Origin of the sequence: Pseudomonas sp. RIT623 (assembly GCF_004519305.1) — a bacterium.
In the GTDB taxonomy this organism is placed as follows: domain Bacteria; phylum Pseudomonadota; class Gammaproteobacteria; order Pseudomonadales; family Pseudomonadaceae; genus Aquipseudomonas.
Genome location: NZ_SOZA01000004.1, coordinates 14518 through 38093 on the forward strand (window position 1 = coordinate 14518; position 23576 = coordinate 38093).

Genomic DNA, 23576 nt, shown 5'->3' on the forward strand with positions numbered 1-23576 from the left:
CTTAACGGCGTCCGCCGGTCTGCTTGAGGAAGTTGGCGAACAGCTCGTGTCCCTGCTCGGTGAGGATGGATTCCGGGTGGAACTGTACCCCCTCCACGTTCAGGGTTTTATGACGCAGGCCCATGATCTCGTCGACGGAGCCGTCTTCATGGGCGGTCCAGGCGGTCACTTCGAGGCAATCAGGCAACGTGTCGCGCTTGACCACCAGCGAGTGGTAGCGGGTCACGGTGAGCGGGTTGTTCAGGCCGGCGAACACCCCCAGGTCGCGGTGGAACACCGGGCTGGTCTTGCCGTGCATCACCTGGCGCGCGCGCACCACGTCACCGCCATAGGCCTGGCCGATGGACTGGTGACCCAGGCACACGCCGAGGATCGGCAGCTTGCCGGCAAAGTGCAGGATGGCCTCGATGGACACACCGGCCTCGCTCGGCGTGCAGGGGCCCGGGGAGACAACGATGCGTTCGGGGTTCAGGGCTTCAATCTGGGCGATGGTCATTTCGTCGTTGCGAATGACCTTGACCTCGGCACCGAGCTCGCCGAGGTACTGCACGACGTTGTAGGTGAAGGAGTCGTAATTGTCGATCATCAGTAACATCTGGAACGAACCTCTTGAATACTGACTTTTGATTCGAGCCTTCCCTGCTGCCATGGGCGCGGGAAAATTCCGCGGTGAGCGGCGGGTGAAGCGAAAGGAAGGCAAACAGGAGCGGGCCGGCTAGCCGGCAGGAGATAAAGTCAGGCGCGCCAACGCCAACGGGCGACGGCCTTGATAACGCGCATCAAGAGTTTGCTGACGATCAACACGGGGTAGGTCTCGTTCATACGTCAGGGCACAGTAGCCTACCGGCGCGGCGGGCGCAATATGCCGGTAAACACGGGGAAATGAATGCAATGGCGGACAATGCGCGATGATTTGCTATGGTCATGCCGCTTGCTTCGATAAAAACAACGAAAAGGACATCATGCATGCACACGGCCCCCTTCCTGTGTTCCGCCCTCGGCATTCTCGCCCTTGCCTGCAGCCAGGCCATGGCCTCGCCCTCGCCCTATTCGTCGCTGATCGTCTTCGGTGACAGCCTCAGCGACGCCGGGCAGTTTCCCGACCTGACCGGCGGCACCCCAGGCATGCGTTTCACCAACCGCGACGCCAACGGCAACTACGCGCCGGTCTCACCGATGATCCTCGGCACCAGGCTGGGTTTCTCCGGCGCGGCACTGGGCCCCTCCACCTCGCTGACCAACCAGTTGCAGGGTATCCCCGACGGCAACAACTGGGCGGTGGGTGGCTACACCACGCAGCAGATTCTCGACTCGATCACCGACACCTCGAAAGCCGTGATCCCGCCTGGGCGTCCCGGTGCGGGCGTGGTCCTGCGCGAGCGTGACGGTTACCTGGCCAACGGCCTGCGCGCCGACCCCAATGCCCTGTACTACCTGACCGGTGGCGGCAACGACTTCCTCCAGGGCCTGGTCAACAGTCCCGCTACCGCAGCCGCAGCAGGCGCCCGCCTGGCGGCCAGCGCCCAGGCGCTGCAACAGGGCGGAGCGCGCTACATCATGGTCTGGTTGCTGCCAGACCTGGGACAGACACCGAACTTCAGCGGCACGCCCCAGCAAGGAGCGCTGTCGCAACTGTCCAGCGTGTTCAACCAGTCGCTGGTCAGCCAGCTCGGGCAGATCGACGCCGAGATCATTCCGCTCAACATCCCCACCCTGCTGCAGGAGGCCCTCACCAGCCCCGCCCAGTTCGGCCTGGCCACCGACCAGAACCTGGTCGGTACGTGCTACAGCGGCGACGGCTGCGTGGGCAACCCGGTCTACGGGCTGAACGGTACTACCCCGGACCCGACCCGGCTGCTGTTCAACGACTCGGTACACCCGACCATCGCCGGCCAGCAGCTGATAGCCGACTATGCCTATTCGATCCTGGCCGCGCCGTGGGAGCTGACCCTGCTGCCGGAAATCGCCCACGCCAGTATCCGCGCCCACCAGGATGAACTGCGCAACCAGTGGCAGACGCCCTGGCAGGCCGTCGGTCAATGGCAGGCCTTCGTCGCCACCGGCGGCCAGGACCTGGACTTCGGCAGCCAGCGCAGTGCCGCCAGTGGTGACGGGCGCGGCTACAACCTGACCCTCGGCGGCAGCTACCGGCTGGATGAGGCCTGGCGCCTGGGCCTGGCCGCCGGGGTCTACCGGCAGAAACTCGAAGCAGGCCAGCACGACTCGGACTACAAGCTCGACAGCTACCTGGCCAGCGCCTTCGCCCAGTTCCGCCAGGATCGCTGGTGGGCCGATGCGGCGTTGACCGCCGGCCACCTGGACTACCGCGACCTCAAGCGCACCTTCGCCCTGGGCGTGAACGACCGCAGCGAGAAGGGCGACACCGATGGCGAGGCCTGGGCCGTCACCGGCCGGCTGGGCTACAACCTGGCGCCCGAGAGCAGCCACTGGCAACTGGCGCCGTTCATCAGTGCCGACTATGCGCGGGTCAAGGTCGATGGCTACGACGAGAAGAGCGGCCGCTCCACGGCGCTCGGTTTCGACGACCAGGAACGTACATCGCGCCGGCTCGGAGGCGGCCTGCTGGGTAGCGTGCAACTGCTGCCGACGACAAAGCTGTTTGCCGAGGTGGCCCGCGAGCATGAGTTCGAGGACGACCAGCAGGACCTGCGCATGCACCTGACCAGCCTGCCGGCCAACGACTTCACCCTCACCGGCTACACACCGCACAGCAACCTGACGCGGGCCAGCCTGGGGGTGAGCCATGAACTGGTGCCGGGGGTGCACCTACGGGGGAACTACAACTGGCGCAAGAGTGATGAATTGACTCAACAGGGGCTGAGCCTGGCATTGAGCCTGGATTTCTAAGCTGACGCGATCGCCGTAGGAGCCGGCCTTGCCGGCGAACACCGGCAAAGCCGGTGCCAGGCACCGCAGTGCCTATTTCGCCAGCAAGGCTGGCTCCTACAGTTTCGAACCTGCCTCTGCGCCCTTGGTGGTCTGCTCGGCCAGGGCCACCGCACGGAACATCGCCCGACGCTTGTTGATGGTCTCTTCCCACTCCAGCGCCGGCACCGAGTCGGCGACAATGCCGCCACCGGCCTGCACATGCAGTTCGCCGTCCTTGATCACCGCGGTGCGGATGGCGATGGCGGTATCCATGTTGCCGTTCCAGGCAAAATAACCCACCGCGCCGCCGTAGACACCGCGCTTGACTGGTTCGAGTTCGTCGATGATTTCCATCGCGCGGATCTTCGGCGCGCCCGACAGGGTACCGGCTGGCAGGATCGCCCGCAGTGCGTCCATGGCGGTCAGGCCTTCGCGCAGTTGACCAGTGACGTTGGACACGATATGCATGACGTTCGAGTAACGCTCGATCACCATCTTCTCGGTCAGGCGCACACTGCCGGTGGACGACACCCGGCCCACGTCGTTGCGCCCCAGGTCGATCAGCATCAGGTGCTCGGCGATTTCCTTGTCGTCCGACAGCAGGTCGTCTTCCAGGGCGCGATCGGCCTCTTCGGTAGCGCCACGCGGGCGGGTGCCGGCGATCGGGCGCACGGTCACCAGGTTGTCTTCGACCCGCACCAGCACTTCAGGCGAGCTGCCGACCACATGGAAGTCGCCGAAATTGAAGAAGTACATGTACGGCGTCGGGTTGAAGCAACGCAGCGCCCGGTAAAGGTCGATGGGCGCTGCCTTGAAGTCGATGGACATGCGCTGGGATGGCACTACCTGCATGCAGTCGCCGGCCAGGATGTATTCCTTGATCCGGCCCACGGCGTTTTCATAGTCGTCACGGGTATAGCTGGAACGGAATTCCGGCTCGGCCGCCTGTGGGCCGCTCAGGTCCAGGCCGCGGCGCGGGGCGATGGGCTGGCGCAGCGTGGCCAGCAGCCCTTGCAGGCGCGCCTGGCCCTGCTCGAAAGCCTGCTCGTTGGCCGGGTCGACCAGCACGATGGCGTGCATCTTGCCAGCCAGGTTGTCGAACACCACCACCGCATCGGAAACCATCAACAGGATGTCCGGCACGCCCAGCGGGTCCGGGTTCGGGCTGGCGCCGAGGCGTTTTTCCACATAACGCACGCAGTCATAGCCGAAGTAGCCGACCAGGCCACCGTTGAAACGCGGCAAGCCCGGAATATCGGCGACCTTGTAGCGCTCCTTGAAGGCCTCGACGAATGCCAGCGGGTCCTCGACATCGTGGCTTTCCACCTCGACACCATCCTGCAGGATGCTCACGTGGTAGCCATGCACCCGCAGCACGGTGCGCGACGGCAGGCCGATCATCGAGTAACGGCCCCATTTTTCGCCGCCCTGCACCGACTCGAGCAGGTAGGAGTTGGGTTGGTCGGCCAGTTTCAGGTAGATCGACAGCGGCGTGTCGAAGTCGGCCAGGGTTTCACAGGCCAATGGGATGCGGTTGTAGCCGGCAGCGGCCAGGCGCAGGAATTCTTCGCGGGTCATGGGTAGCCTCGGAGCAAGCAGCAATGGAGTCGGGCAAACGGACGTACCGGCGGGCGCCGGTGGGCAGGAGTCAGGCGCGCCAGCGCCAACGGGCCAGGGCCTTGATGACTTTCATCCAGAGTTTGCCGGTAACCGCCACGTTATTGTCTCTGCTGTGCGGGGCTTGAAGGTCTGCCAACGTTATCCCAGTGTCGGTGACGACGCAACCGGGCAACAACAGGCGCAGGTCGCCGAGCACCAGGCTGGGCGACTCCTCGTCGATAGGCCGGCCATGGTTGTAGCCATAGCTCAGGCCCACGCACTGCACCCCGGCGGCCTTGGCGGCCAGCACATCGCTGCGCGAATCGCCAATGAACAACGCCTGGCACGGCTCGACGCCGGCCATCTTCATGACGAACAGCAGGGCCGCCGGGTCGGGTTTCTTTTGCGGCAAGGTGTCGCCACCGATGATCCAACGGAAGTAGCGGCCGATCTTCATCTGGTCGAGCAAGGGGGCGACGAAGCGTTCGGGCTTGTTGGTGATCAGCGCCATCTCCACCCCCTGTTTGCGCAGCCAGCGCAGGGTGTCGCGCACACCGGGATAGACCACGGTCAGCTCATGGCTTTCGGCATAGGCCTCCATGAACAGCGCCAGCGCGCGCTCGGCCAGATCGGCCTCGACAGCCTGGTGGTCGAGGCCGCCGGCCAGCGCGCGGCGTACCAGTACCTCGGCGCCGTTGCCGACCCAGTGGCGTACCGCCTCGAGCCCTGCCGGCGGGCGCCCGAGTTCGAGCAGCATGCGGTCGACGGCTGCGGCCAGGTCGGGAACCGAGTCGATCAGGGTGCCATCCAGATCGAACATCACCAGCCTGGGCAGCGTCCCCGGGAACAGCTGCTCGAAGCCACTCATGCGCGGGCCAGCGCCAGTTCGGCACGCATCTTGTCGATGACCTGCTTGTAGTCCGGGGTGTTGAAGATCGCCGAACCGGCGACGAAGGTATCGGCGCCGGCGGCGGCGATCTCGCGGATATTGCCGACGTTGACGCCACCGTCGATCTCCAGGCGGATATCGCGGCCGCTGGCGTCGATCAGGGCGCGGGCCTCACGCAGCTTGTCGAGGGTGCCGGGGATGAACTTCTGGCCGCCGAAACCCGGGTTGACGCTCATCAGCAGGACCATGTCGATCTTGTCCATCACGTACTTCAGCGCATCCAGGCTGGTGGCCGGGTTGAACACCAGGCCAGCCTTGCAGCCGCCGTCCTTGATCAGTTGCAGCGAACGGTCGATGTGCTGCGAGGCTTCCGGGTGGAAGGTGATGTAGGTGGCGCCGGCCTCGATGAAGTCGCCGATGATGCGGTCGACCGGGCTGACCATCAGGTGCACGTCGATCGGCGCGGTCACGCCGTACTTGCGCAGGGCGCTGCAGACCATCGGGCCGATGGTCAGGTTGGGCACGTAGTGGTTGTCCATGACATCGAAGTGGACGATGTCGGCCCCGGCGGCCAGGACCTTGTCGACGTCCTCGCCCAGGCGGGCGAAATCGGCGGACAGAATGGAGGGGGCAATAGCGTAGGGCTGCATGGCGCACCTGTTGGGCAGAATCACGGTGGCGCGCATTGTAACTCAGGGAAGCGGATCGGGGCTGATTGGTATCAAGACAAGGTCGCAGCCCCGCAGGAGTCGGCTTGCCGGCTCCTGCAAGTCGATACCTTCTATCGCGAATCAGGCGGGCTGCTGGGTCCTCAGCTTTTCGCTGCGCCCGCGCAACCACTCCAGGGTCAGCAGCAGGATCACCGAGAAGGCGATCAGCAAGGTGGCCGCCGCCGCGATGGTCGGGCTCAGGTTTTCGCGGATGCCGCTGAACATCTGACGCGGCAGAGTGGCTTGCTCAGGCCCGGCGAGGAACAGCGTGACCACCACCTCGTCGAACGAGGTGGCAAAGGCGAACAGTGCCCCGGAAATCACCCCCGGCGCGATCAGCGGCAGGGTCACCCGGCGAAACGCCAGTAACGGCGAGGCCCCCAGGCTGGCGGCAGCCCGCACCAGGTTGTAGTTGAACCCCTGCAGGGTGGCCGACACGGTAATGATGACGAACGGCACCCCTAGCACCGCATGCACCAGGATCAACGAGGTAAAGCTGTTGCCCATGCCCAGCGGGGCGAAGAACAGATAACTGGCCACGCCGACGATCACCACCGGCACCACCATCGGCGAAATAACCAGCGCCATCACCAGCGACTTGCCGGGGAAGTCGCCACGGGTCAGGCCAATGGCCGCCAGGGTGCCGAACACCATGGCCAGCAACGTGGCTGCCGGGGCAACGATGATGCTGTTCTTCAGGGCACGCATCCACTCGGCCGAGGCGAAGAAGTCCTGGTACCAGTGCAGCGAGAAGCCTTGCAGGGGATAGACCAGGAAGCTCCCGCTGTTGAACGACAGCGGAATGATCACCAACACCGGCAACACCAGGAACAGCAGGATCAGGCCGCACAGGATGCGCAGGCTGTAGAACCACACCCGCTCCACGGGGGACATGTAAGGGCTCAGCATGACAAGGCTCCTCAGCTCAGGCGCAGGCGGCTGGCGCCGACCAGCCAGCTATAGATCAGGTACAGCAGCACGGTGGCCAGCAGCAACAGTCCGCCCAGGGCGGTGGCCATGCCCCAGTTGATGCTGGTGTTGGTGTAGAAGGCGACAAAGTAGCTGACCATCTGGTCGTTCGGGCTGCCCAGCAACGCCGGGGTGATGTAGTAGCCGATAGCCAGGATGAACACCAGCAGGCAACCGGCGCCGACACCGGCGTAGGTCTGCGGGAAGTACACCCGCCAGAAACTGGCGAACGGGTGGCAGCCCAGCGAGATCGCCGCGCGCATGTAGCTGGGCGAGATGCCCTTCATCACGCTGTACAGCGGCAGGATCATGAACGGCAACAGAATGTGCACCATGGAGATGTACACGCCGGTACGGTTGAACACCAGCTCCAGCGGCTGATCGATGATGCCCATGGCCATCAGCGCGCTATTGATCAGGCCGCCGGATTGCAACAGCACGATCCACGCCGCCACCCGTACCAGGATCGAAGTCCAGAACGGCAACAGCACCAGGATCATCAGCAAGTTGCTCTGCCGGGTCGGCAGGTTGGCCAGCAGGTACGCCAACGGATAGGCGAGCACCAGGCAAATGGCGGTGATCACCACCCCCATCCATAGGGTGCGGGCGAAAATATCCAGGTAGATGGCCTGGTCGGGCGTGGCCTTGGCCAGCTCACCAAGGTCGTCGATGCGGTGGTCGAGGGACGCCAGCAGGTAGAACGAAGTGACCGTGCTGGTGTTGCGACGGATCGCCTGCCAGTAGGCAGGATCGCCCCAGCGCTCGTCGAGCGTCTGCAGGGCTTCTTTATAAGAGCCAGGCTCGGCCTTGAACGGCAGCGCCCGCGCGGTCTTGGCCAACAGGCTGCGGTAGCCGGCCAGCTCCATGTTCAAGCGCTTGGAAAGGTCACCCAGGGTCTGGTTCTTGCGAGACTCGGCCAGGTCCTGGCTCAGGGCCTTGTAGACCTCCTCGCCCGGCAGGCTCTTGCCATCCCACTGCGCCACTGCCTCGACGGTGCGCGGCAGGCCGGCGACCACTTCGGGGTTGCCGACGCTCTTGTACAGCAGTGCCGCGATCGGCACCAGGAACACCAGCAGGAGGAACAGCGCCAGCGGCGCGATCAACGCCTGGGCCTTCCAGCGGTTGACCCGCTCGGCATGCTTGAGGCGCTGCTTGAGGCTTGGACCTGCGCCTTCGTTGAGGGGCATTGCAATGGCCATGACGAACTCCGGAAAACGGGAAAGGGGCGGTTCGCCGGCAAGCCGGCTCCTACGAATGGATTGCGCGTTCCTGTAGGAGCCGGCTTGCCGGCGATGGGCCGCACAGCGGCCCGTGACTACTTCTTCGCCGCCCAGGCGTTGAAGCGTTGCTCCAGCTGTTCGCTGTTGTCGGCCCAGAAGGCCACGTCGATCTGCACCTGGTTGGCGATGTTCTCAGGGGTAGTCGGCATGTCCTTCTTCACCGCGTCGGCCAGCAGCGGGACGGCCTTGGAGTTGGCCGGGCCGTAGGCGATGTTCTCGGAGTAAGTCTTCTGCTGCTCGGGCTGCACGGTATAGGCGATGAATTTCTTCGCCTCGTCCACATCCTTGGCGCCTTTCGGGATGGCCCAGGCGTCGAAGTCGTAGATACCGCCGTTCCACACCACCTTGAGGTTGCTCTCCTTCTGTACCGCGGCGATGCGGCCGTTGTAGGCCGAGCTCATGACCACGTCACCCGAGGCCAGGTACTGCGGCGGCTGGGCACCGGCTTCCCACCACTGGATGCTCGGCTTGAGTTCGTCGAGTTTCTTGAAGGCGCGGTCCTGGCCTTCCTTGGTCGCCAGCACCTTGTACACCTCTTTGGGTGCGACGCCGTCAGCCATCAGGGCGAATTCGAGGGTGTACTTGGCGCCCTTGCGCAGGCCGCGCTTGCCCGGGAATTTCTTGGTGTCCCAGAAGTCGGCCCAGCTGGCAGGCGCGCTCTTGAGTTTGTCGGCGTTGTAGGCCAGCACCGTGGACCAGACGAAGAAGCCCACGCCGCATGGCTGGATGGCGCCAGGCACGTAGTCGGCTTCGTTACCGAACAGTGCCGGATCGAGCTCTTCGAACATGCCTTCATCGCAACCCCGGGCCAACTCCGGCGACTCTACCTCGACCAGGTTCCAGCTGACGCTCTTGGTGTCGACCATGGCTTTGACCTTGGCCATCTCGCCGTTGTACTCACCGGCGACGATCTTGCCCTTGCCCGCCTTTTCCCATGGCTCGTAGAACGCCTTGGTCTGGGCCGCCTTGTTGGCGCCGCCAAAGGAGATCACGGTGAGGTCGGCCGCCATGGCCTGGCCGGCGGCGAACAGCCCCAGGGCCAGGGCGGTCAGTTTCAACTGCTTGCGCATTATTATTCTCTCCACAGTACAGGGTTGGTGACGCAAACCATCAGTGAGCTTCGCTGATCGGATCGAGCGCGCGGGCGTGCTCCACCTCCCAGCCCAGCGGTACCACATCGCCCACGGCCAGGGCCGGGTCGAGCTCGGCGATTGGCTGCTTGACGAAGAAGTCGGCCTTGCCGCAGACCTCCAGGCGCACCCGCACGTGGTCGCCCAGGTAGATGAACTCGGCCACGCGGCCGGAGAAGCGGTTGACGCAGCGCTCGCTGTGGCCATTCAGGCGCACGCGCTCGGGGCGGATCGACAGGGTCACCGGCTCGCCGGCCTGGCCGACATTCACCGCCAATGCCTCGACCCGCTCGCCGCGGGCCAACTGCACCTGGCAGCGGTTGCCGTCACTGGCCAGCAAGGTGCCGTTGAGGCGGTTGTTCTCGCCGATGAAGTTGGCGACGAAGGTGTTGCGGGGTTCTTCGTAGAGCGTGCGCGGATCGGCGATCTGCTGGATTTCGCCCTGGTGGAACACCGCCACCCGATCGGACATGGTCAACGCCTCGCCCTGGTCGTGGGTCACGTAGACCACGGTTACGCCCAGGCGCTGGTGGATATGCTTGATCTCCATCTGCATGTGTTCGCGCAGCTGTTTGTCGAGGGCGCCGAGCGGTTCGTCCATCAGCACCAGCTGAGGTTCGAACACCAGGGCACGGGCCAGGGCCACGCGTTGCTGCTGGCCGCCGGAAAGCTGGCCGGGATAGCGCTTGGCGAAGGCATCGAGCTGGACCATGTTGAGCACGCGCTTGACCCGCTCGCTGATGTCGGTCTTGCTCAGGTTGCGTACGGTCAGCGGGAAAGCCAGGTTCTCGGCCACGGTCATGTGCGGGAACAGCGCGTAGTTCTGGAACACCATGCCAATGTCGCGCTTGTGCGGCGGCACGTTGTTGATCGAGCGGCCGGCCAGTTGGATCTCGCCGGCGGTGGGGGTCTCGAAGCCGGCGAGCATCATCAGGCTGGTGGTCTTGCCCGAGCCGGACGGGCCAAGCAAGGTGAGGAACTCGCCTTTACGGATGTCCAGGTTGAGGTCCTTGACGATCAGCGATTCACCGTCGTAGCTCTTCTGCACACCCCGGAAGCTGACCAGCGCCTCGTTCGAATTCGCCTCGCTCATGCCCTGCACCTTCTTGTTGGAATGACTGCGTGAGCCAAGCGTAGAAGAAGCGCAAGCGCCCAGAAATCGGGGCGGCTGAGAGAATGCCCTCATCCGGGTGGAAGAGTTGTTGTAAGGATCGCCCTACAAGGATGACGCTCCCAGACAACTATGACGCCTTGGATCGTGGCAGCGGCGGTTCAAGTCCTGGATTACCTGTCGTAACCAGAACACTCACACCAACTTGTGCTCCATGGCGTACTTCACCAGTTCCGCCAGCGAGTTGACCTTGAGCTTCTGCATCAAGCGCGCCTTGTGGGTGCTGATGGTCTTGCTCGACAGCGCCAACTGCTGGGCAATGTCGTTGACGTTGGCGCCCTGGGCCAAGCGCTCGAACACGGAAAACTCTCGCTCGGACAACAAGGTATGCAGGGGCCGGGTCTCGGTCAGGCCCACTTCGAACACCATGCGGTCGGCCAGGGCTGGGTCGATGTAGCGCCCGCCTCCGGCCACCCGGCGAATGGCCGTCAGCAGCAGGGCCGGGTCGCTGTCCTTGGTCGCATACCCCGCAGCGCCTGCCTTCAGCGCGCGGGCCGCCATCTGCGCCTCGTCATGCATAGACAACATCAGGATCGCTGGCGGTCTGGTCAGCGCACGGATCCGCGGGATCGCCTCCAGGCCATTGACCCCGGGCATGGAGATATCCAGCAACACCACCTCGCACGGGGTATGACGCAAAGTGTCCAGCAACTGCTCGCCATTGCCCGCCTCGCCCACCACCTGCATGTCCCTGGCCAGGCCGATCAACTGCTTGATGCCCTCGCGGACGATGGTGTGGTCTTCGGCCACCAGCACTCGAATCACGGTCGTGTCTCCTGTTGCAAAGGAATCGCCACGCTCAGGCTAGTGCCCTCGCCCGGTTCGCTATCGAGGGTCATGCTGCCCCCAAGCATCAGTACCCGCTCGCGCACGCCAACCAGGCCGAACGAGGTTGGCCGCGCCGCGTCGACGACGAAGCCGGCGCCATCGTCTATGACGGTCATGCGCAAGGCATCCTGTTCGTGCGCCAGGGTAATCTGCACGGTATGCGCCCTGGCGTGGCGCATGACATTGGTCAGCGCCTCCTGGAGGATGCGGAACAGCCCGGTGGCCTTGGCATCGCTCAAGGTTGGCAGGTGGTCCGGCACCTGCACCAGGCAGGGAATCTGCGTGCGAGCCTCGAAACGCCGGCCTTGCCATTCGATGGCCGAGGCGATCCCGGCGTCGAGAATCGGGGGGCGCAGGGCAGTGGCCACATCGCGCACCAGCTGGAACAACTGGGCGATCAGGCGCTTCATGCTGGCCAGGCGCTCATTCAACCCGGCATCCAGCTCGGCGTAGGCCAGCTCGCACATCGACACTTCCAGCTTGAGCACGGTCAACATCTGCCCAAGCTCGTCATGCACTTCCCGGGCGATCCGGGCTTTCTCTTCCTCGCGCACGCTTTCCAGGTGCGCCGACAGTTCGCGCAGCTGCTCCTGGGAGGCGGCCAGGGCCAGCTCGGCCTGCTTGCCCTGGGTGATGTCCCAGACCACGCCGTCCCAGACCATGCGTCCATCGGCCAGGCGCCGGGTGGTGGCCTTGATGTCGGCCCAGCGCCTGGCGCCGTCACGGGTAAGGATGCGGCCCTGCCAGGACCAGTCACGGTCGCAGGCCAGGGCCAGGTCCTGGACCCGGTGATAGTCGGCGCGATCCTCGGGGTCGACCAGGTTGCGCAGGCCCATGTCCGGGTGCTGGATCTCGGCGGGCGTGTAGCCGACCAACGCCGCGCTGCCCTCGCTGATGTAGGGGAACTCCGGATCACCTTCGGCCGGGTCGCGCTCCAGGCGAAACACCAGGCCCGGCACGTTGCCGGCGATGCCCTTGAGCCGTGCCTCGCTCTCGCGCAGCGCCGCCAGGGCACGGCGCCGCTCGGTGATGTCGGCGACGAACACCACCAGGTACTCGGCATCGCGAAAGCGCAGGAACGACAACGACAGCTCCACCGGCAGCTCGCTGCCGTCGGCGCGTCGGCAAAGGGTCTCGAACTGCTGGTCGGCGCCGTCACCGGCCCGCGCGCGTTTCCACAATTGCAGCCAGCGGTCCATGTTCAGGTTGGGTTCGATAGCGGCCAGTGGCTGCTCCAGTAATGCCCCCTCGGCAAAGCCGAGCATGTGCTCGACAGCGTGGTTGGCGTAGCGTACATGGCTGTCCCAGTTGACCCAAAGGATGCCCAGCGTGCTCTGGTCGAGGGAAAACTGGCTCAGCCGCAGGGCTTCTTCACGTACCTGTCGCGCCAGCAGGCTTTCCCGCGCAGCCAGCAAGGCCCGCTCCAGCCTGCGCTGCTGCCGGCGTTGCCATACCAAGGTGCCCAGGGTGCACAGCAACAGCAGGCCAAACAGCAGGGCGAGGTTCTGCCAGAAACCTGCCGACTCCGAAAACCTGGGGTACTTGGGTTGTAACCAGCGCTGGTGCAACTGCTCCAGCGTCTTCGCCGGCATGGCTTGCAGCGCACCTTCGAGCACCTCGGCAAGCTCCGGCCAATCGCGCCGCGAGCCGACCCGCAACAGCTGTGGCAAGCCGATATCACCGACCACCGCCAGGTCGCCGAACTCGCTCTCGCGGGACAGGCGGCTGAGCTGCGCCTCGTCCAGCACGGCGAAACTGGCCTGGCCAGCCAGCACCAGCTGCAACGCCTCGCGCTCGTTGGGCACGCCCTGCAGGTTGAGGTTGGCGTAGTTGCTGCGCAGGTAGTCGGCCAGGGTGCCGGGCATGCGCACCGCCACCCGTTCGCTGGCGCCGAGTTTCTCCAGCTCCACCGCAACGCCGCCACTGCGCAGGCCCACCACCAATTGCGGAATGCGCATGTAGGGATCACTGAACAACCACAGGCGCAGGCTCGTCGGGGTCTGGGTCAGCCCGGGGGCGAAATCGATCTCCCCGGCCTGCAAGGCGTGCTCAAGGGCCGCCTGGTCCGGGAAACCGCGCCAGGTCAGATCCAGTTTCAGCGCCTGGGCAATGGCGCCGACCAGTTCCACGTTGGCCCCGTAGAACTGTTGCAAGCGGCGGTCGAACTGGGCATAGGGCGCCTGCAGCACCAGGCCGACCCGCAGCGCACGGTGTGCATCCAGCCATTGCTGCTGGGCCGGCGCCAATACCACCGCCGGCGGCGCCTCCGGCCTTGCCAGGGCGATCAAGGGTAGACACAACCAGCCGATAACCCACAGGCAACGCACTCGCTTCATCTCTACGCTCGTCTTGGCAATGATGGCCGCCTGGCGTGGCCGTCGCGGGCAAATACCATTAGGCTGCCGGTATGATTCTGGCCTTGGATTGATCGATGTTCACACTTTATCGCACGACGCTGGCAATGTGCTGCCTGGCAGCGGCCCTGCCGCTCGGGACGCAAGCCGCCGATGCCGAACAACCGCAAACGGCCGCCGAAACGGCTGCCCCTGCCCCGCCCCCACGTCCTGCGCTGCTCGAGCGCAGCCAGGACGATGCCCTGGCCCTGGAACGCCAGGTGCCCAAGGCCGAGCAGCAGATGCTGCAAGCCAATGACGAGAGTTTCCTGGCGCTGTGGAAGCCAGCCAACGACAGCGACCCCAAGGGCGCGGTCATCATCGTCCCTGGCGCCGGCGAGAGCGCCGACTGGCCCACCACCGTCGGCCCGCTGCGCCGCGGCTTCCCCGATGTCGGCTGGGGCACCTTGAGCCTGAGCCTACCCGACCGTCTGGCCGAACGCCCGCAGGCGCGGGTCGACGCCAAGCCTGCGCCCGCGGCCGAGGCAGAAAAGGACCAGGGTGAATCAGCCCCAGCCAAGGACACCCCGGCCGACGCCAACGCCAACGTCGCCCAGGCCACCGCGCCTGAGGCGGATGCCGCCGAAAGCACCGACGCGGTGGAGGCCGACGAGCACACCGCCGAGGAGGATGTCGAACGCATCTTCGCCCGCCTCGACGCCGCCGTGGCCTACGCCCAACAACAAAAGGCGCGCAGTATCGTCATGCTCGGCAGCGGCAGCGGCGCCTATTGGGCAGCGCGCTACCTCAGCGAGAAGCAGCCGCCCCAGGTGCAGAAACTGGTGATGGTCGCCGCCCAGACCCCGGCGCGGGTCGAGCATGACCTACTGAGCCTGGCGCCGACCTTGAAAGTGCCGACCGCCGACCTGTTCTACGCCACCCGCAGCCAGGACCGCCTGGCCGCGCAACAGCGCCTGCAAGCCAGCAAGCGGCAGAAGGACAGCCAGTACCGGCAGTTGTCGCTGCTTGCCATGCCGGGTAACAAGGCCGCGGAGCAGGAGCAATTGCTGCGCCGGGTACGCGGCTGGTTGACGCCCAAGGAAGACTGACACACCACGCACCCGTGGGAGCCGCCTTGCTGGCGAACACCAGCGCCGCAGTGCCTGGCACCGGCTGCGCCGGTGTTCGCCGGCCAGCCAGTTCCTACAGGCAGCGGTCAGATCAAAGCCCGCGCCTTTTGCGGATCATCGCATAAGCCTGGTGCAACTCCCGAGTGTGCTCGGTCGCCTCGCGCACTTTCGCCTCGCTGGCACCGCTGCCCACCAGCTTGTCCGGGTGATGCCGACTGAGCAGCCGCCGATAGGCCTGCTTGACCCGATCGGCTTCGGTGTCCGGCTCTACCCCCAGCAGCCGCAATGCCGCCGCATAGGTCATGGTGCCGCCCTCGACCGCCGACTTGCGCGGTTCATACTCCAGCGCCAGAGCCTGCACCTGATTGCGGCTCAGCCCCAGTTGCTGCCCCCAGCCCAGCAGCAGGTCGCGCTCCTGGCGCCCGGCCTTGCCGTCGGCCCAGACCATCCGCCAGCAAGCGCGCAAGGTGCCCTCGGCGGCATGCGGCTGCTGCTTGATCCGGCGCAGATGCTGGCCTAGCCGGTCCTTGCCCGCCTTGCCGCGATTGAACGCGGCAATCGCCCGCAGCCGCGCCGGCTCGCTGAGGTCCAGCCGGCTCATTTCCTGACGCGCCTGCTGAATATGCCCCTCGGCCACCCGGCCATCGCTCTTGGCCAGCCGCCCAAGCAGCACGAACAGCAACTCGTCATCGCGCAGCGCAGGGCGTCCGCCCAGGCGCTCGCGCACATCGTCCCATCCCTGCAGGCGCAGGCGCCGATCCATGGCCTGGCCCAGCAACGCCCCGAGCAATGCCCCGGGGATGCTGGCCACGGCGAAACCGGCGCCGGCACCGATCACTGTGCTCGGCCACCACATATCAGACGCGCTCGCCAATCAGGCGCTCGACATCGGCCAGGCGCTCGAGGGTGCCGACATCGACCCACTGTCCGCGGTAATGCTCACCGCTGACCCGGCCCTCGGCCATGGCCTGGCGCAGCAGGGGCGCCAGCTTGAAGGCGCCGGGCTGGCAACCGGCGAACAACGCTGGGTCGAGCACCGAGATACCGCTAAAGGTCAAGGTCCCCGGCGCTTCGTCGCCATCGCGCACATGACCGTCCGTCAGGTGGAAGTCACCACGGCCGTGGTGCCCTGGATTATCCACCAGCACCAGGTGCGCCAGCCCCGGCATCGGCGCCAGCAGGCGCGCGAAGTCGTAGTCGGTCCAGATATCGCCGTTGACCAGCAGGAACGGCGCCTCGCCCAGCAACGGCAGGGCCTTGAAGATGCCGCCACCGGTTTCCAGCGGCTCGCCCTCCGGCGAATAGCGAATGCGCAAGCCATAACGGCTGCCATCCCCCAGGTGGTCCTCGATCTGCTGGCCAAGCCAGGCGTGGTTGATCACCACCTCGGTGATGCCGGCACGGGCCAGCGCTTCGAGGTGATACTCGATCAGCGGCTTGCCAGCCGCTGGGACCAATGGTTTGGGGGTCGTCAGGGTCAGTGGGCGCATACGCTCGCCCTTGCCCGCCGCCAGGATCATCGCCTTCATGGGCGCGCCTCGCCTTTGAGCTCGGCAATCAGTTGCCCCAGCTCGGCCAATTCGGGGCGGCGAGCGATCACTTCATTTATATAGGCGAAGAAGCGCGGCACGTCGGTGAGGTAACGCGGCTTGCCATCGCGATGGCAGATGCGGGCGAAGATTCCTATGACCTTCAGATGGCGCTGCACACCCATCAGGTCGCTGGCGCGGTGGAAATCCTCGAACGCCGGCTGCACCGGAATACCGGCGGCACGGGCCTTGTCCCAATAATCGCGCAGCCAGCCTTCCACGCGTGGCTGAGGCCAGCTGAGGAACGCGTCCTTGAACAGGCAGGTGATGTCGTAGGTGACCGGCCCGTAGACGGCATCCTGGAAATCCAGCACGCCCGGGTTGGGTGTGCTGTGCATCAGGTTACGCGGCATGTAGTCGCGGTGCACCAGCACCTTGGGCTGGGCCAGGGCGCTGTCGATCAGCAGTTGGCTGACCCGCTGCCAGCTAGCCTGCTGGGCCTCGCTGAAGGTCAGGCCCAGGGCGCGGCCTACATACCATTCGGGGAACAGTTCGACCTCACGGCGCAACAGCGCGACGTCGTAGCGGGGCAGCGCAGCGTCCATCGGCAGGCGCTGCAAGGCCAGCAACGCATCGATCGCATCGGCGAACAGGGCATCGGCGTTGTCCTGGTCAATGATGTCCAGGTATGTCTGACGCCCCAGGTCACCCAGCAACAGGAAACCACGCTCCAGGTCCTGGGCATGGATAACCGGCACGTTTACCCCCGCCTTGGCCAGCAGGTGATCGATATCGACGAACGGGCGGCAGTTCTCCTGGGGGGGCGGCGCATCCATGATCACGAAGCTGTGGCCGGCGCCCTCCCAGCGGAAGTAACGGCGGAAACTGGCGTCGCTGCTGGCGGCGGTCAGGCTGCCTGCTGGCACGTCACCCCAGGCGTTGGTGCGGAACAGGTTCTCCAGCTGCCCGGCGAGCCAGGCGTTCAGTTGTTGCAGGCGTACATCGTGATCGGGCATTACAAGGGTCTCCGACGGCCCTAGCCGTCAAGCGGGTCATGCTTTATTATCCAGCATCTTTTTCAGACCATCGAGAGGCGTGCGGCCCCCACACGCGGGCAGATGGCACGCAGGAAGCCCGGACTAATAAGATGGCATTGAAATCCCCCGCGTTTCGTAGAAAGTTTCCGTTGCTGGTGACTGGCGGTCTGCTAGCCCTGCAACCTCTGGCCACCTCGTACGTGGTCGCGGCCGAGCAGTTCGACTGCCAAGTGTCCGCCTCCGGTGGTTGGGACTGCAAGCCCAAGACCGCAGCCAACCTGCCTCCGCGCCCGGTACATCCGGGCGCTGCCGCTGCCAGCTCGGGCACCGATGCCTCGGGTGAAGCCGTCGCGGTCGAAGCCGACAAGCCGATGCTGGTCACCGAGGCCAAGGGCCGTGGCCTGAAGTCGCGCAGCGAGGACTACAGCCACCTCGACTGGGTCCCGCGCGAGAAGCTCACTGCCGCGCAGCTGGCCGAAACCGGCCCGTACTGCGGTGGCGCCTACATCGAGCCGACCCGCCCGGGCATGAACGACTCCACGCCCAAGGACGAGTCGCCGACCTACATCAACGCCAAGGTCTCCAAGTACCAGCAGGAGCAGCAGATCGCCACCCTGGCCGGTGACGTGGTCATGCGCCAGGGCAGCATGCAGGTCGAGTCCGACGAGGCCAACCTGTACCAGGCCGAGAACCGCGGCGAGCTCAAGGGCAACGTCAAGATCCGCGACAACGGCACCCTGGTGGTCGGCGACGAAGCGCAGATCCAGCTCGACACCGGCGAAGCCCGGGTCGACAACGCCGAATACGTGATGCACAAGTCGCACATCCGCGGCAACGCGCTGTACGCCAAGCGCGCCGAGAACGCCATCATCCGCCTCAAGGACGGTACCTATACCACCTGTGAGCCGGGCAGCAACGCGTGGCAGCTCAAGGGCAACAACATCACCCTGAACCCGGCCACCGGCTTCGGTACCGCGACCAACGTCACCCTGCGGGTCAAGGATTTCCCGGTGTTCTACACACCGTATATCTACTTCCCGATCGACGACCGTCGCCAGTCCGGCTTCCTGCCGCCATCGTTCAGCACCAGCAGCGACACCGGCTTCATGCTGGTCACGCCGTACTACTTCAACCTGGCGCCGAACTACGACGCCACCTTGTACCCGCGCTACATGGCCAAACGCGGCATGCTCATGGAAGGCGAGTTCCGCTACCTGACCAAGTCCAGCGAAGGCCAGTTCGGCGGTGGCTACCTGAGCGACCAGGACGACGACCGCAAGCTGCAGACGGACTACAAGAAAGAACGCTGGATGGTCAACTGGCAGCACAAGGGTGGCCTGGACGAGCGCCTGATGACCGAGGTGGACTACACCGACATCAGCGATCCGTTCTACTTCCAGGACCTGGAGTCGGACCAGATCGGTGTCGAGAGCCGCGACTTCATCAACCAGCAAGGTGCGCTGACCTACCGCGGCGACAGCTACACCGCGCGGTTGAATCTGCATGCCTATGAAATGGCGACGATTTCGCAGATCACCCCGTATGACAAGCTGCCGCAGATCACCTTCAACGGGATGCTGCCGTTCCATCCGGGCGGTACCGACCTGACTTACGAAACCGAGGCTGTGCGCTTCGATCGTGATTTGAAGAATGACTTCGTCAGGGACAAGAATGGCTTCCCGGATGTCACCGCTGGGCTTCCCGGTCGTCGTCTCGATGAAAACGTCAGCGGCATCGCCCGCGCCAACGGCACCCGTCTGAACGCGGCGCCGGCCATCAGCCTGCCGATGCAAGCCAGCTACGGCTACATCACGCCGAAGCTCAAGTACGTCTATACCCAGTACGATCTGGACCTCGACAGCCAAGGCAAAGCCCAGGCACTGGCGCAATCGAGCCAACCTGGTTATGGCAGCTACAACAGCTCGCTGAACCGCGACATCCCGATCTTCAGCGTCGACAGCGGCCTGTATTTCGACCGCAACACCCAGTTGTTCGGCACGAATTACCGCCAGACCCTGGAACCGCGCCTGTTCTATCTCTATGTTCCGTACAAGGATCAGAAAGACATCCCGCTGTTCGATACCAGCGAGAACACCTTCAGCTATGCTTCGCTGTTCCGCGACAACCGCTTCAGCGGTGTCGACCGGATCGGCGACGAGAACAAGCTGTCGCTGGGCGTGACCAACCGCTGGATCGAAGACAACGGCTTCCAGCGCCAGCGCTTCAGCATCGGCCAAGCCTACTACTTCAAGGACCGCAAGGTTCAGTTGCCAGGCATCGACTACCGTACCCGCAAGCAGAGCCTGGCGGATGTCTCGCCGTATGCGCTGGAGTATGAGTATGCCTTCAACCGTGACTGGCGCTTCAACTCGGACTTCAACTGGGACCCGGACAGCCACAGCACACGCTCTGGCAGCGCCATGTTCCACTACCAGCCTGAAGACAATCCGAACAAGATCGTCAACCTCGGTTATCGCTACCGTAACGACACCATCGTCTACGACACGCAGACGGGCACCTGGAAAGACCAGGGTGGCGACTACGGAAAACCAGGTGATGCCAACTACATCAAGGACTACTACAAGATCCAGCAGCACGACTTCTCGGTCATCTGGCCGATCGTGCCGCAATGGAGCGTCATCGCCCGCTGGCAGCATGACTACAACCGCAACCGCACCCTCGAGGCGATGGGCGGTTTCGAGTACGACAACTGCTGCTGGAAGCTGCGCCTGATCAACCGCTACTGGATGGACTACGACGACTTCAGCCAAGCCACCCCACAGAACGAGAAGGGCGACCACGGCGTCTTCCTGCAGATCGTCCTCAAGGGCCTCGGCGGCGTGATGGGCAACAAGGTCGAGACATTCCTGGACAAAGGCATTCAAGGTTACCGTACACGTGAAGACCAAGCTTATTGATCGTCTGCGCCCGCTGATGCTGGGCGCTGTACTGCTGAGTGGCGCGGCGCATGCCGCCCCACAACCCCTTGACCGCGTGGTGGCCATCGTCGACAACGACGTGGTGATGCAAAGCCAGCTGGAGCAGCGCGTGCGCGAAGTGCAGCAGACCATCGCCAAGCGCGGCGGTGGCGTGCCGCCGGCCGGCGCGCTGGAGCAGCAGGTGCTGGAGCGCCTGATCGTCGAGAACCTGCAACTGCAGATCGGCGAGCGCTCGGGCATCCGCATCACCGACGAGGAGCTGAACCAGGCCGTCGGCACCATTGCCCAGCGCAATGGCATGTCGCCGGAGCAGTTCCGCGCCGCCCTCGCCCACGATGGCCTGTCTTACGACGACGCCCGCGACCAGATCAAGCGCGAGATGATCATCAGCCGCGTGCGCCAGCGCCGCGTCGCCGAACGTATCCAGGTTTCCGAGCAGGAAGTGAAGAACTACCTCAACTCGGACATGGGCAAGATGCAGATGTCGGAAGAGTACCGCCTCGCCAACATCCTCATCCCCACCCCGGAAGGCGCCAACTCCGAAGCCATCCAGGCTGCCGCGCGCCAGGTCGGCGATGTCTACCAGCAGCTCAAGCAAGGTGCCGACTTCGGCCAGATGGCCATCGCCCGCTCGCGCAGCGAGAACGCCCTGGAAGGCGGCGAAATGGGCTGGCGCCAAGCCGGCCAACTGCCACCTGACTTCGCCAAGATGCTCAGCAACATGGCAGTGGGCGACATCACCCAGCCGATCCGCATCCCCAACGGCTTCATCATCCTCAAGCTCGAGGAGAAGCGCGGTGGTAGCCAGAGCGTGCTGCGTGACGAAGTGCACGTACGCCACATCCTGATCAAGCCAAGCGAAATCCGCAGCGACGCCGCCACCGAGCAACTGGCCGAGCGTCTGTACGACCGGATCAAGAGCGGGGAGAACTTCGGCGAACTGGCGAAGAGCTTCTCGGAAGACCCAGGTTCGGCGCTCAACGGCGGCGACCTCAACTGGGTCGACCCGAACAGCCTGGTGCCGGAGTTCCGCGAGCAGATGGCCAACGCCCAGCAAGGCGAAGTGACCCGTCCGTTCCGCACCCAGTACGGCTGGCACGTGCTGGAAGTCCTCGGCCGCCGCGCCACCGACAGCACCGACAAGGCCCGCGAACAGCAGGCGATGAACGTGCTGCGCAACCGCAAGTACGACGAAGAGCTGCAGACCTGGCTGCGCCAGATCCGTGACGAAGCCTACGTCGAGATCAAGCTGCCTGGCGCCGACCAGGCCGCCCAGTGAAGCCACTGCGCTTCGCCGTCACGCCCGGCGAGCCGGCCGGCATAGGCCCCGACCTGTGCTTGCTGCTCGCCGCCGAGGCCCAGCCCCATCCCCTGATTGCCATCACCAGCCGTGACCTGCTCGCCGAGCGGGCCACCCAGCTGGGGCTGGCCGTCACCCTGCTACCGGTCGTCCCAGGCCACTTCCCCGACCAGCCCGCCGCCGCCGGCAGCCTGTACGTGTGGGACACGCCCCTGGCCGCGCCGGTGCTAGCCGGCCAACTGGACAAGGCCAACGCCGCGTTCGTACTGGAGACGCTCACCCGCGCAGGCCAAGGCTGCCTCGCCGGTGACTTCGCCGGCATGATCACCGCACCCGTGCACAAGGGCGTGATCAACGAAAGCGGTATCGCCTTCTCCGGCCACACCGAATTCCTCGCCGACCTGACACAGACCACACAAGTGGTCATGATGCTGGCGACCCGAGGCCTGCGCGTGGCGCTGGTGACCACTCATCTGCCGCTGCGCGATATCGCCGATGCCATCACCCCCGAACGCCTCGAGCGCGTCACCCGCATCCTGCATGCGGACATGCGCGCCAAGTTCGGCATCGACAACCCCCGCATCCTGGTCTGCGGCCTCAACCCGCACGCCGGAGAAGGCGGCCACCTGGGCCGCGAAGAAATCGACATCATCGAGCCCACCCTGGCGCGCCTGCGCGCCGAAGGCATGGACCTGCGTGGTCCGCTGCCGGCCGATACCCTGTTTACCCCCAAATATCTGGAGCACTGCGACGCGGTGCTGGCGATGTACCACGACCAAGGCCTGCCCGTGCTCAAGTACAAGGGCTTCGGTGCCGCGGTCAACGTGACGCTGGGCCTGCCGATCATCCGTACTTCGGTCGACCATGGCACCGCCCTGGACCTGGCCGGCAGCGGCAAGGTCGACACCGGCAGCCTGCGCGTCGCCCTGGAAACCGCCTACCAGATGGCCGAGAACCGACCATGACCGAGCACTACCAACACCGGGCGCGCAAGCGCTTCGGCCAGAACTTCCTGCACGACGCCGGAATCATCGACCGCATTTTGCGCGCGATCAACGCCAAGGCCGGCGAACATCTGCTGGAAATCGGCCCTGGCCAGGGCGCCCTGACCGAGGGCCTGCTGGGCAGCGGCGCGCAACTGGACGTGGTCGAGCTGGACAAGGACCTGGTACCGATCCTGCAGCACAAGTTCGCCGGGCGCGACAACTTCCGCCTGCACCAGGGCGACGCGCTGAAGTTCGACTTCAACCAGTTGGGCGTACCGCCGCGCAGCCTGAAAGTCGTCGGCAACCTGCCGTACAACATCTCCACCCCGCTGATCTTCCACCTGCTCGATCACGCCGGGCTGATCCGCGACATGCACTTCATGCTGCAAAAAGAGGTGGTCGAGCGCATGGCCGCCGGCCCTGGGGGTGGTGACTGGGGCAGGCTGTCGATCATGGTGCAGTACCACTGCCGCGTGGAACACCTGTTCAACGTCGGCCCCGGCGCGTTCAACCCGCCGCCGAAAGTCGACTCGGCGATCGTGCGCCTGGTACCCCACGAGGTGCTGCCGCATCCGGCGAAAAACCCGAAGCTGCTCGAGCACGTAGTGCGCGAGGCCTTCAACCAGCGCCGCAAGACCTTGCGCAACACCCTCAAGGGCCTGCTCGACAGCCAGGCCATCGAAGCCGCCGGCGTGGACGGCAGCCTGCGCCCCGAGCAGCTGGACCTGGCCGCCTTCGTGCGCCTGGCCGACAAGCTGGCCGAACAGCAGGCCTGATCCCCGGCTCGCCGAAAAGCCGGCTCCTGCAGGCGATATGCCCATCGTAGGAGTCGGCTTGCCGGCGAACGGCCCCAGCCA

Annotated in this window: 19 protein-coding genes; 6 read left to right on the top strand and 13 right to left on the bottom strand. The window is 65.0% G+C overall.

Features of this window, described 5'->3' with window-relative positions; translation table 11 throughout:
• Position 1: 1 nt before the first annotated feature.
• Positions 2 to 595: an aminodeoxychorismate/anthranilate synthase component II gene (locus E3U47_RS04370; protein WP_046857364.1), complete on the bottom strand. Its 594-nt coding sequence runs from the start codon at positions 593 to 595 to the stop codon at positions 2 to 4.
• A 371-nt stretch (positions 596 to 966) separates the two neighbouring features.
• Here E3U47_RS04370 and estP point away from each other — a divergent pair, with 371 nt between their 5' ends.
• Positions 967 to 2868, top strand: coding sequence for an esterase EstP (gene estP, locus E3U47_RS04375; RefSeq protein ID WP_134689788.1), 1902 nt, complete (start codon positions 967 to 969; stop codon positions 2866 to 2868).
• A gap of 96 nt (positions 2869 to 2964) precedes the next feature.
• Here estP and trpE read toward each other — a convergent pair whose 3' ends face one another.
• The 9 genes from trpE to E3U47_RS04425 form a co-directional block, all read right to left on the bottom strand.
• Positions 2965 to 4467: an anthranilate synthase component I gene (gene trpE / locus E3U47_RS04380; RefSeq protein WP_134689789.1), complete on the bottom strand. Its 1503-nt coding sequence runs from the start codon at positions 4465 to 4467 to the stop codon at positions 2965 to 2967.
• Positions 4468 to 4537: 70 nt separating this feature from the next.
• Positions 4538 to 5356 carry a phosphoglycolate phosphatase gene (locus tag E3U47_RS04385; RefSeq protein ID WP_134689790.1) on the bottom strand — a complete coding sequence of 273 codons (819 nt, stop codon included), beginning with the start codon at positions 5354 to 5356 and terminating at the stop codon, positions 4538 to 4540.
• Positions 5353 to 6027: a ribulose-phosphate 3-epimerase gene (rpe, locus tag E3U47_RS04390; protein WP_134689791.1), complete on the bottom strand. Its 675-nt coding sequence runs from the start codon at positions 6025 to 6027 to the stop codon at positions 5353 to 5355. Before rpe ends, E3U47_RS04385 begins: the two co-directional genes overlap by 4 nt.
• Before the next feature lie 141 nt (positions 6028 to 6168).
• Positions 6169 to 6996, bottom strand: coding sequence for an ABC transporter permease (locus E3U47_RS04395; RefSeq protein ID WP_134689792.1), 828 nt, complete (start codon positions 6994 to 6996; stop codon positions 6169 to 6171).
• Positions 6997 to 7007: 11 nt separating this feature from the next.
• The gene (locus E3U47_RS04400) at positions 7008 to 8255 is read right to left on the bottom strand and encodes an ABC transporter permease (RefSeq protein WP_134689793.1); all 1248 of its coding nucleotides are present in this window, start codon (positions 8253 to 8255) and stop codon (positions 7008 to 7010) included.
• A gap of 116 nt (positions 8256 to 8371) precedes the next feature.
• Positions 8372 to 9406, bottom strand: a complete 1035-nt coding sequence (locus E3U47_RS04410) for an ABC transporter substrate-binding protein (protein ID WP_134689795.1) — start codon at positions 9404 to 9406, stop codon at positions 8372 to 8374.
• 40 nt (positions 9407 to 9446) lie between these two features.
• A complete protein-coding gene (locus E3U47_RS04415) occupies positions 9447 to 10559 on the bottom strand; it encodes an ABC transporter ATP-binding protein (RefSeq protein ID WP_134689796.1) in 1113 nt (370 codons plus the stop codon).
• A gap of 213 nt (positions 10560 to 10772) precedes the next feature.
• Complete coding sequence (locus E3U47_RS04420; RefSeq protein ID WP_134689797.1) at positions 10773 to 11402, bottom strand: response regulator transcription factor; 630 nt, start codon at positions 11400 to 11402, stop codon at positions 10773 to 10775.
• Positions 11399 to 13801 (bottom strand): PAS domain S-box protein, encoded by a 2403-nt coding sequence (locus E3U47_RS04425; RefSeq protein WP_134689798.1) that lies wholly within the window; start codon positions 13799 to 13801, stop codon positions 11399 to 11401. Before E3U47_RS04425 ends, E3U47_RS04420 begins: the two co-directional genes overlap by 4 nt.
• Positions 13802 to 13896: 95 nt before the next feature.
• On the opposite strand from E3U47_RS04425, the gene E3U47_RS04430 reads away from it, so the two are divergent.
• On the top strand, positions 13897 to 14907 hold the full coding sequence (locus tag E3U47_RS04430; RefSeq protein WP_134689799.1) for an alpha/beta hydrolase family protein: 1011 nt from the start codon (positions 13897 to 13899) through the stop codon (positions 14905 to 14907).
• Between the two features lie 112 nt (positions 14908 to 15019).
• On the opposite strand, the gene E3U47_RS04435 is transcribed toward E3U47_RS04430, so the two are convergent.
• The 3 genes from E3U47_RS04435 to E3U47_RS04445 are packed head-to-tail and all read right to left on the bottom strand — an operon-like array spanning position 15020 to position 17473.
• Entirely contained in the window at positions 15020 to 15784 is a 765-nt protein-coding gene (locus E3U47_RS04435; protein WP_134689800.1) for a TerB family tellurite resistance protein, read from the bottom strand.
• Position 15785: 1 nt separating this feature from the next.
• Entirely contained in the window at positions 15786 to 16457 is a 672-nt protein-coding gene (gene murU, locus E3U47_RS04440) for an N-acetylmuramate alpha-1-phosphate uridylyltransferase MurU (RefSeq protein WP_134689801.1), read from the bottom strand.
• Positions 16454 to 17473, bottom strand: coding sequence for an aminoglycoside phosphotransferase family protein (locus E3U47_RS04445; protein ID WP_134689802.1), 1020 nt, complete (start codon positions 17471 to 17473; stop codon positions 16454 to 16456). Before E3U47_RS04445 ends, murU begins: the two co-directional genes overlap by 4 nt.
• A gap of 131 nt (positions 17474 to 17604) precedes the next feature.
• On the opposite strand from E3U47_RS04445, the gene E3U47_RS04450 reads away from it, so the two are divergent.
• Genes E3U47_RS04450 through rsmA form a run of 4 tightly spaced genes read left to right on the top strand, consistent with a single transcriptional unit; the run spans position 17605 to position 23495 of the window.
• Entirely contained in the window at positions 17605 to 20412 is a 2808-nt protein-coding gene (locus E3U47_RS04450; RefSeq protein ID WP_134689803.1) for an LPS-assembly protein LptD, read from the top strand.
• A complete protein-coding gene (surA, locus tag E3U47_RS04455; RefSeq protein ID WP_134689804.1) occupies positions 20393 to 21712 on the top strand; it encodes a peptidylprolyl isomerase SurA in 1320 nt (439 codons plus the stop codon). Before E3U47_RS04450 ends, surA begins: the two co-directional genes overlap by 20 nt.
• On the top strand, positions 21709 to 22698 hold the full coding sequence (pdxA, locus tag E3U47_RS04460) for a 4-hydroxythreonine-4-phosphate dehydrogenase PdxA (RefSeq protein ID WP_134689805.1): 990 nt from the start codon (positions 21709 to 21711) through the stop codon (positions 22696 to 22698). The genes surA and pdxA overlap by 4 nt, the downstream gene beginning before the upstream one ends.
• Entirely contained in the window at positions 22695 to 23495 is an 801-nt protein-coding gene (rsmA, locus tag E3U47_RS04465; protein WP_134689806.1) for a 16S rRNA (adenine(1518)-N(6)/adenine(1519)-N(6))-dimethyltransferase RsmA, read from the top strand. The genes pdxA and rsmA overlap by 4 nt, the downstream gene beginning before the upstream one ends.
• The last annotated feature ends 81 nt before the right edge of the window (positions 23496 to 23576 follow it).

Bases quoted from the DNA above. Each gene is read 5' to 3' on its own strand.
- E3U47_RS04370 (WP_046857364.1), bottom strand. From the start codon at position 595: ATGTTACTGATGATCGACAATTACGACTCCTTCACCTACAACGTCGTG.
- estP (WP_134689788.1), top strand. From the start codon at position 967: ATGCACACGGCCCCCTTCCTGTGTTCCGCCCTCGGCATTCTCGCCCTT.
- trpE (WP_134689789.1), bottom strand. From the start codon at position 4,467: ATGACCCGCGAAGAATTCCTGCGCCTGGCCGCTGCCGGCTACAACCGC.
- E3U47_RS04385 (WP_134689790.1), bottom strand. From the start codon at position 5,356: ATGAGTGGCTTCGAGCAGCTGTTCCCGGGGACGCTGCCCAGGCTGGTG.
- rpe (WP_134689791.1), bottom strand. From the start codon at position 6,027: ATGCAGCCCTACGCTATTGCCCCCTCCATTCTGTCCGCCGATTTCGCC.
- E3U47_RS04395 (WP_134689792.1), bottom strand. From the start codon at position 6,996: ATGCTGAGCCCTTACATGTCCCCCGTGGAGCGGGTGTGGTTCTACAGC.
- E3U47_RS04400 (WP_134689793.1), bottom strand. From the start codon at position 8,255: ATGGCCATTGCAATGCCCCTCAACGAAGGCGCAGGTCCAAGCCTCAAG.
- E3U47_RS04410 (WP_134689795.1), bottom strand. From the start codon at position 9,406: ATGCGCAAGCAGTTGAAACTGACCGCCCTGGCCCTGGGGCTGTTCGCC.
- E3U47_RS04415 (WP_134689796.1), bottom strand. From the start codon at position 10,559: ATGAGCGAGGCGAATTCGAACGAGGCGCTGGTCAGCTTCCGGGGTGTG.
- E3U47_RS04425 (WP_134689798.1), bottom strand. From the start codon at position 13,801: ATGAAGCGAGTGCGTTGCCTGTGGGTTATCGGCTGGTTGTGTCTACCC.
- E3U47_RS04430 (WP_134689799.1), top strand. From the start codon at position 13,897: ATGTTCACACTTTATCGCACGACGCTGGCAATGTGCTGCCTGGCAGCG.
- E3U47_RS04435 (WP_134689800.1), bottom strand. From the start codon at position 15,784: ATGTGGTGGCCGAGCACAGTGATCGGTGCCGGCGCCGGTTTCGCCGTG.
- murU (WP_134689801.1), bottom strand. From the start codon at position 16,457: ATGAAGGCGATGATCCTGGCGGCGGGCAAGGGCGAGCGTATGCGCCCA.
- E3U47_RS04445 (WP_134689802.1), bottom strand. From the start codon at position 17,473: ATGCCCGATCACGATGTACGCCTGCAACAACTGAACGCCTGGCTCGCC.
- E3U47_RS04450 (WP_134689803.1), top strand. From the start codon at position 17,605: ATGGCATTGAAATCCCCCGCGTTTCGTAGAAAGTTTCCGTTGCTGGTG.
- rsmA (WP_134689806.1), top strand. From the start codon at position 22,695: ATGACCGAGCACTACCAACACCGGGCGCGCAAGCGCTTCGGCCAGAAC.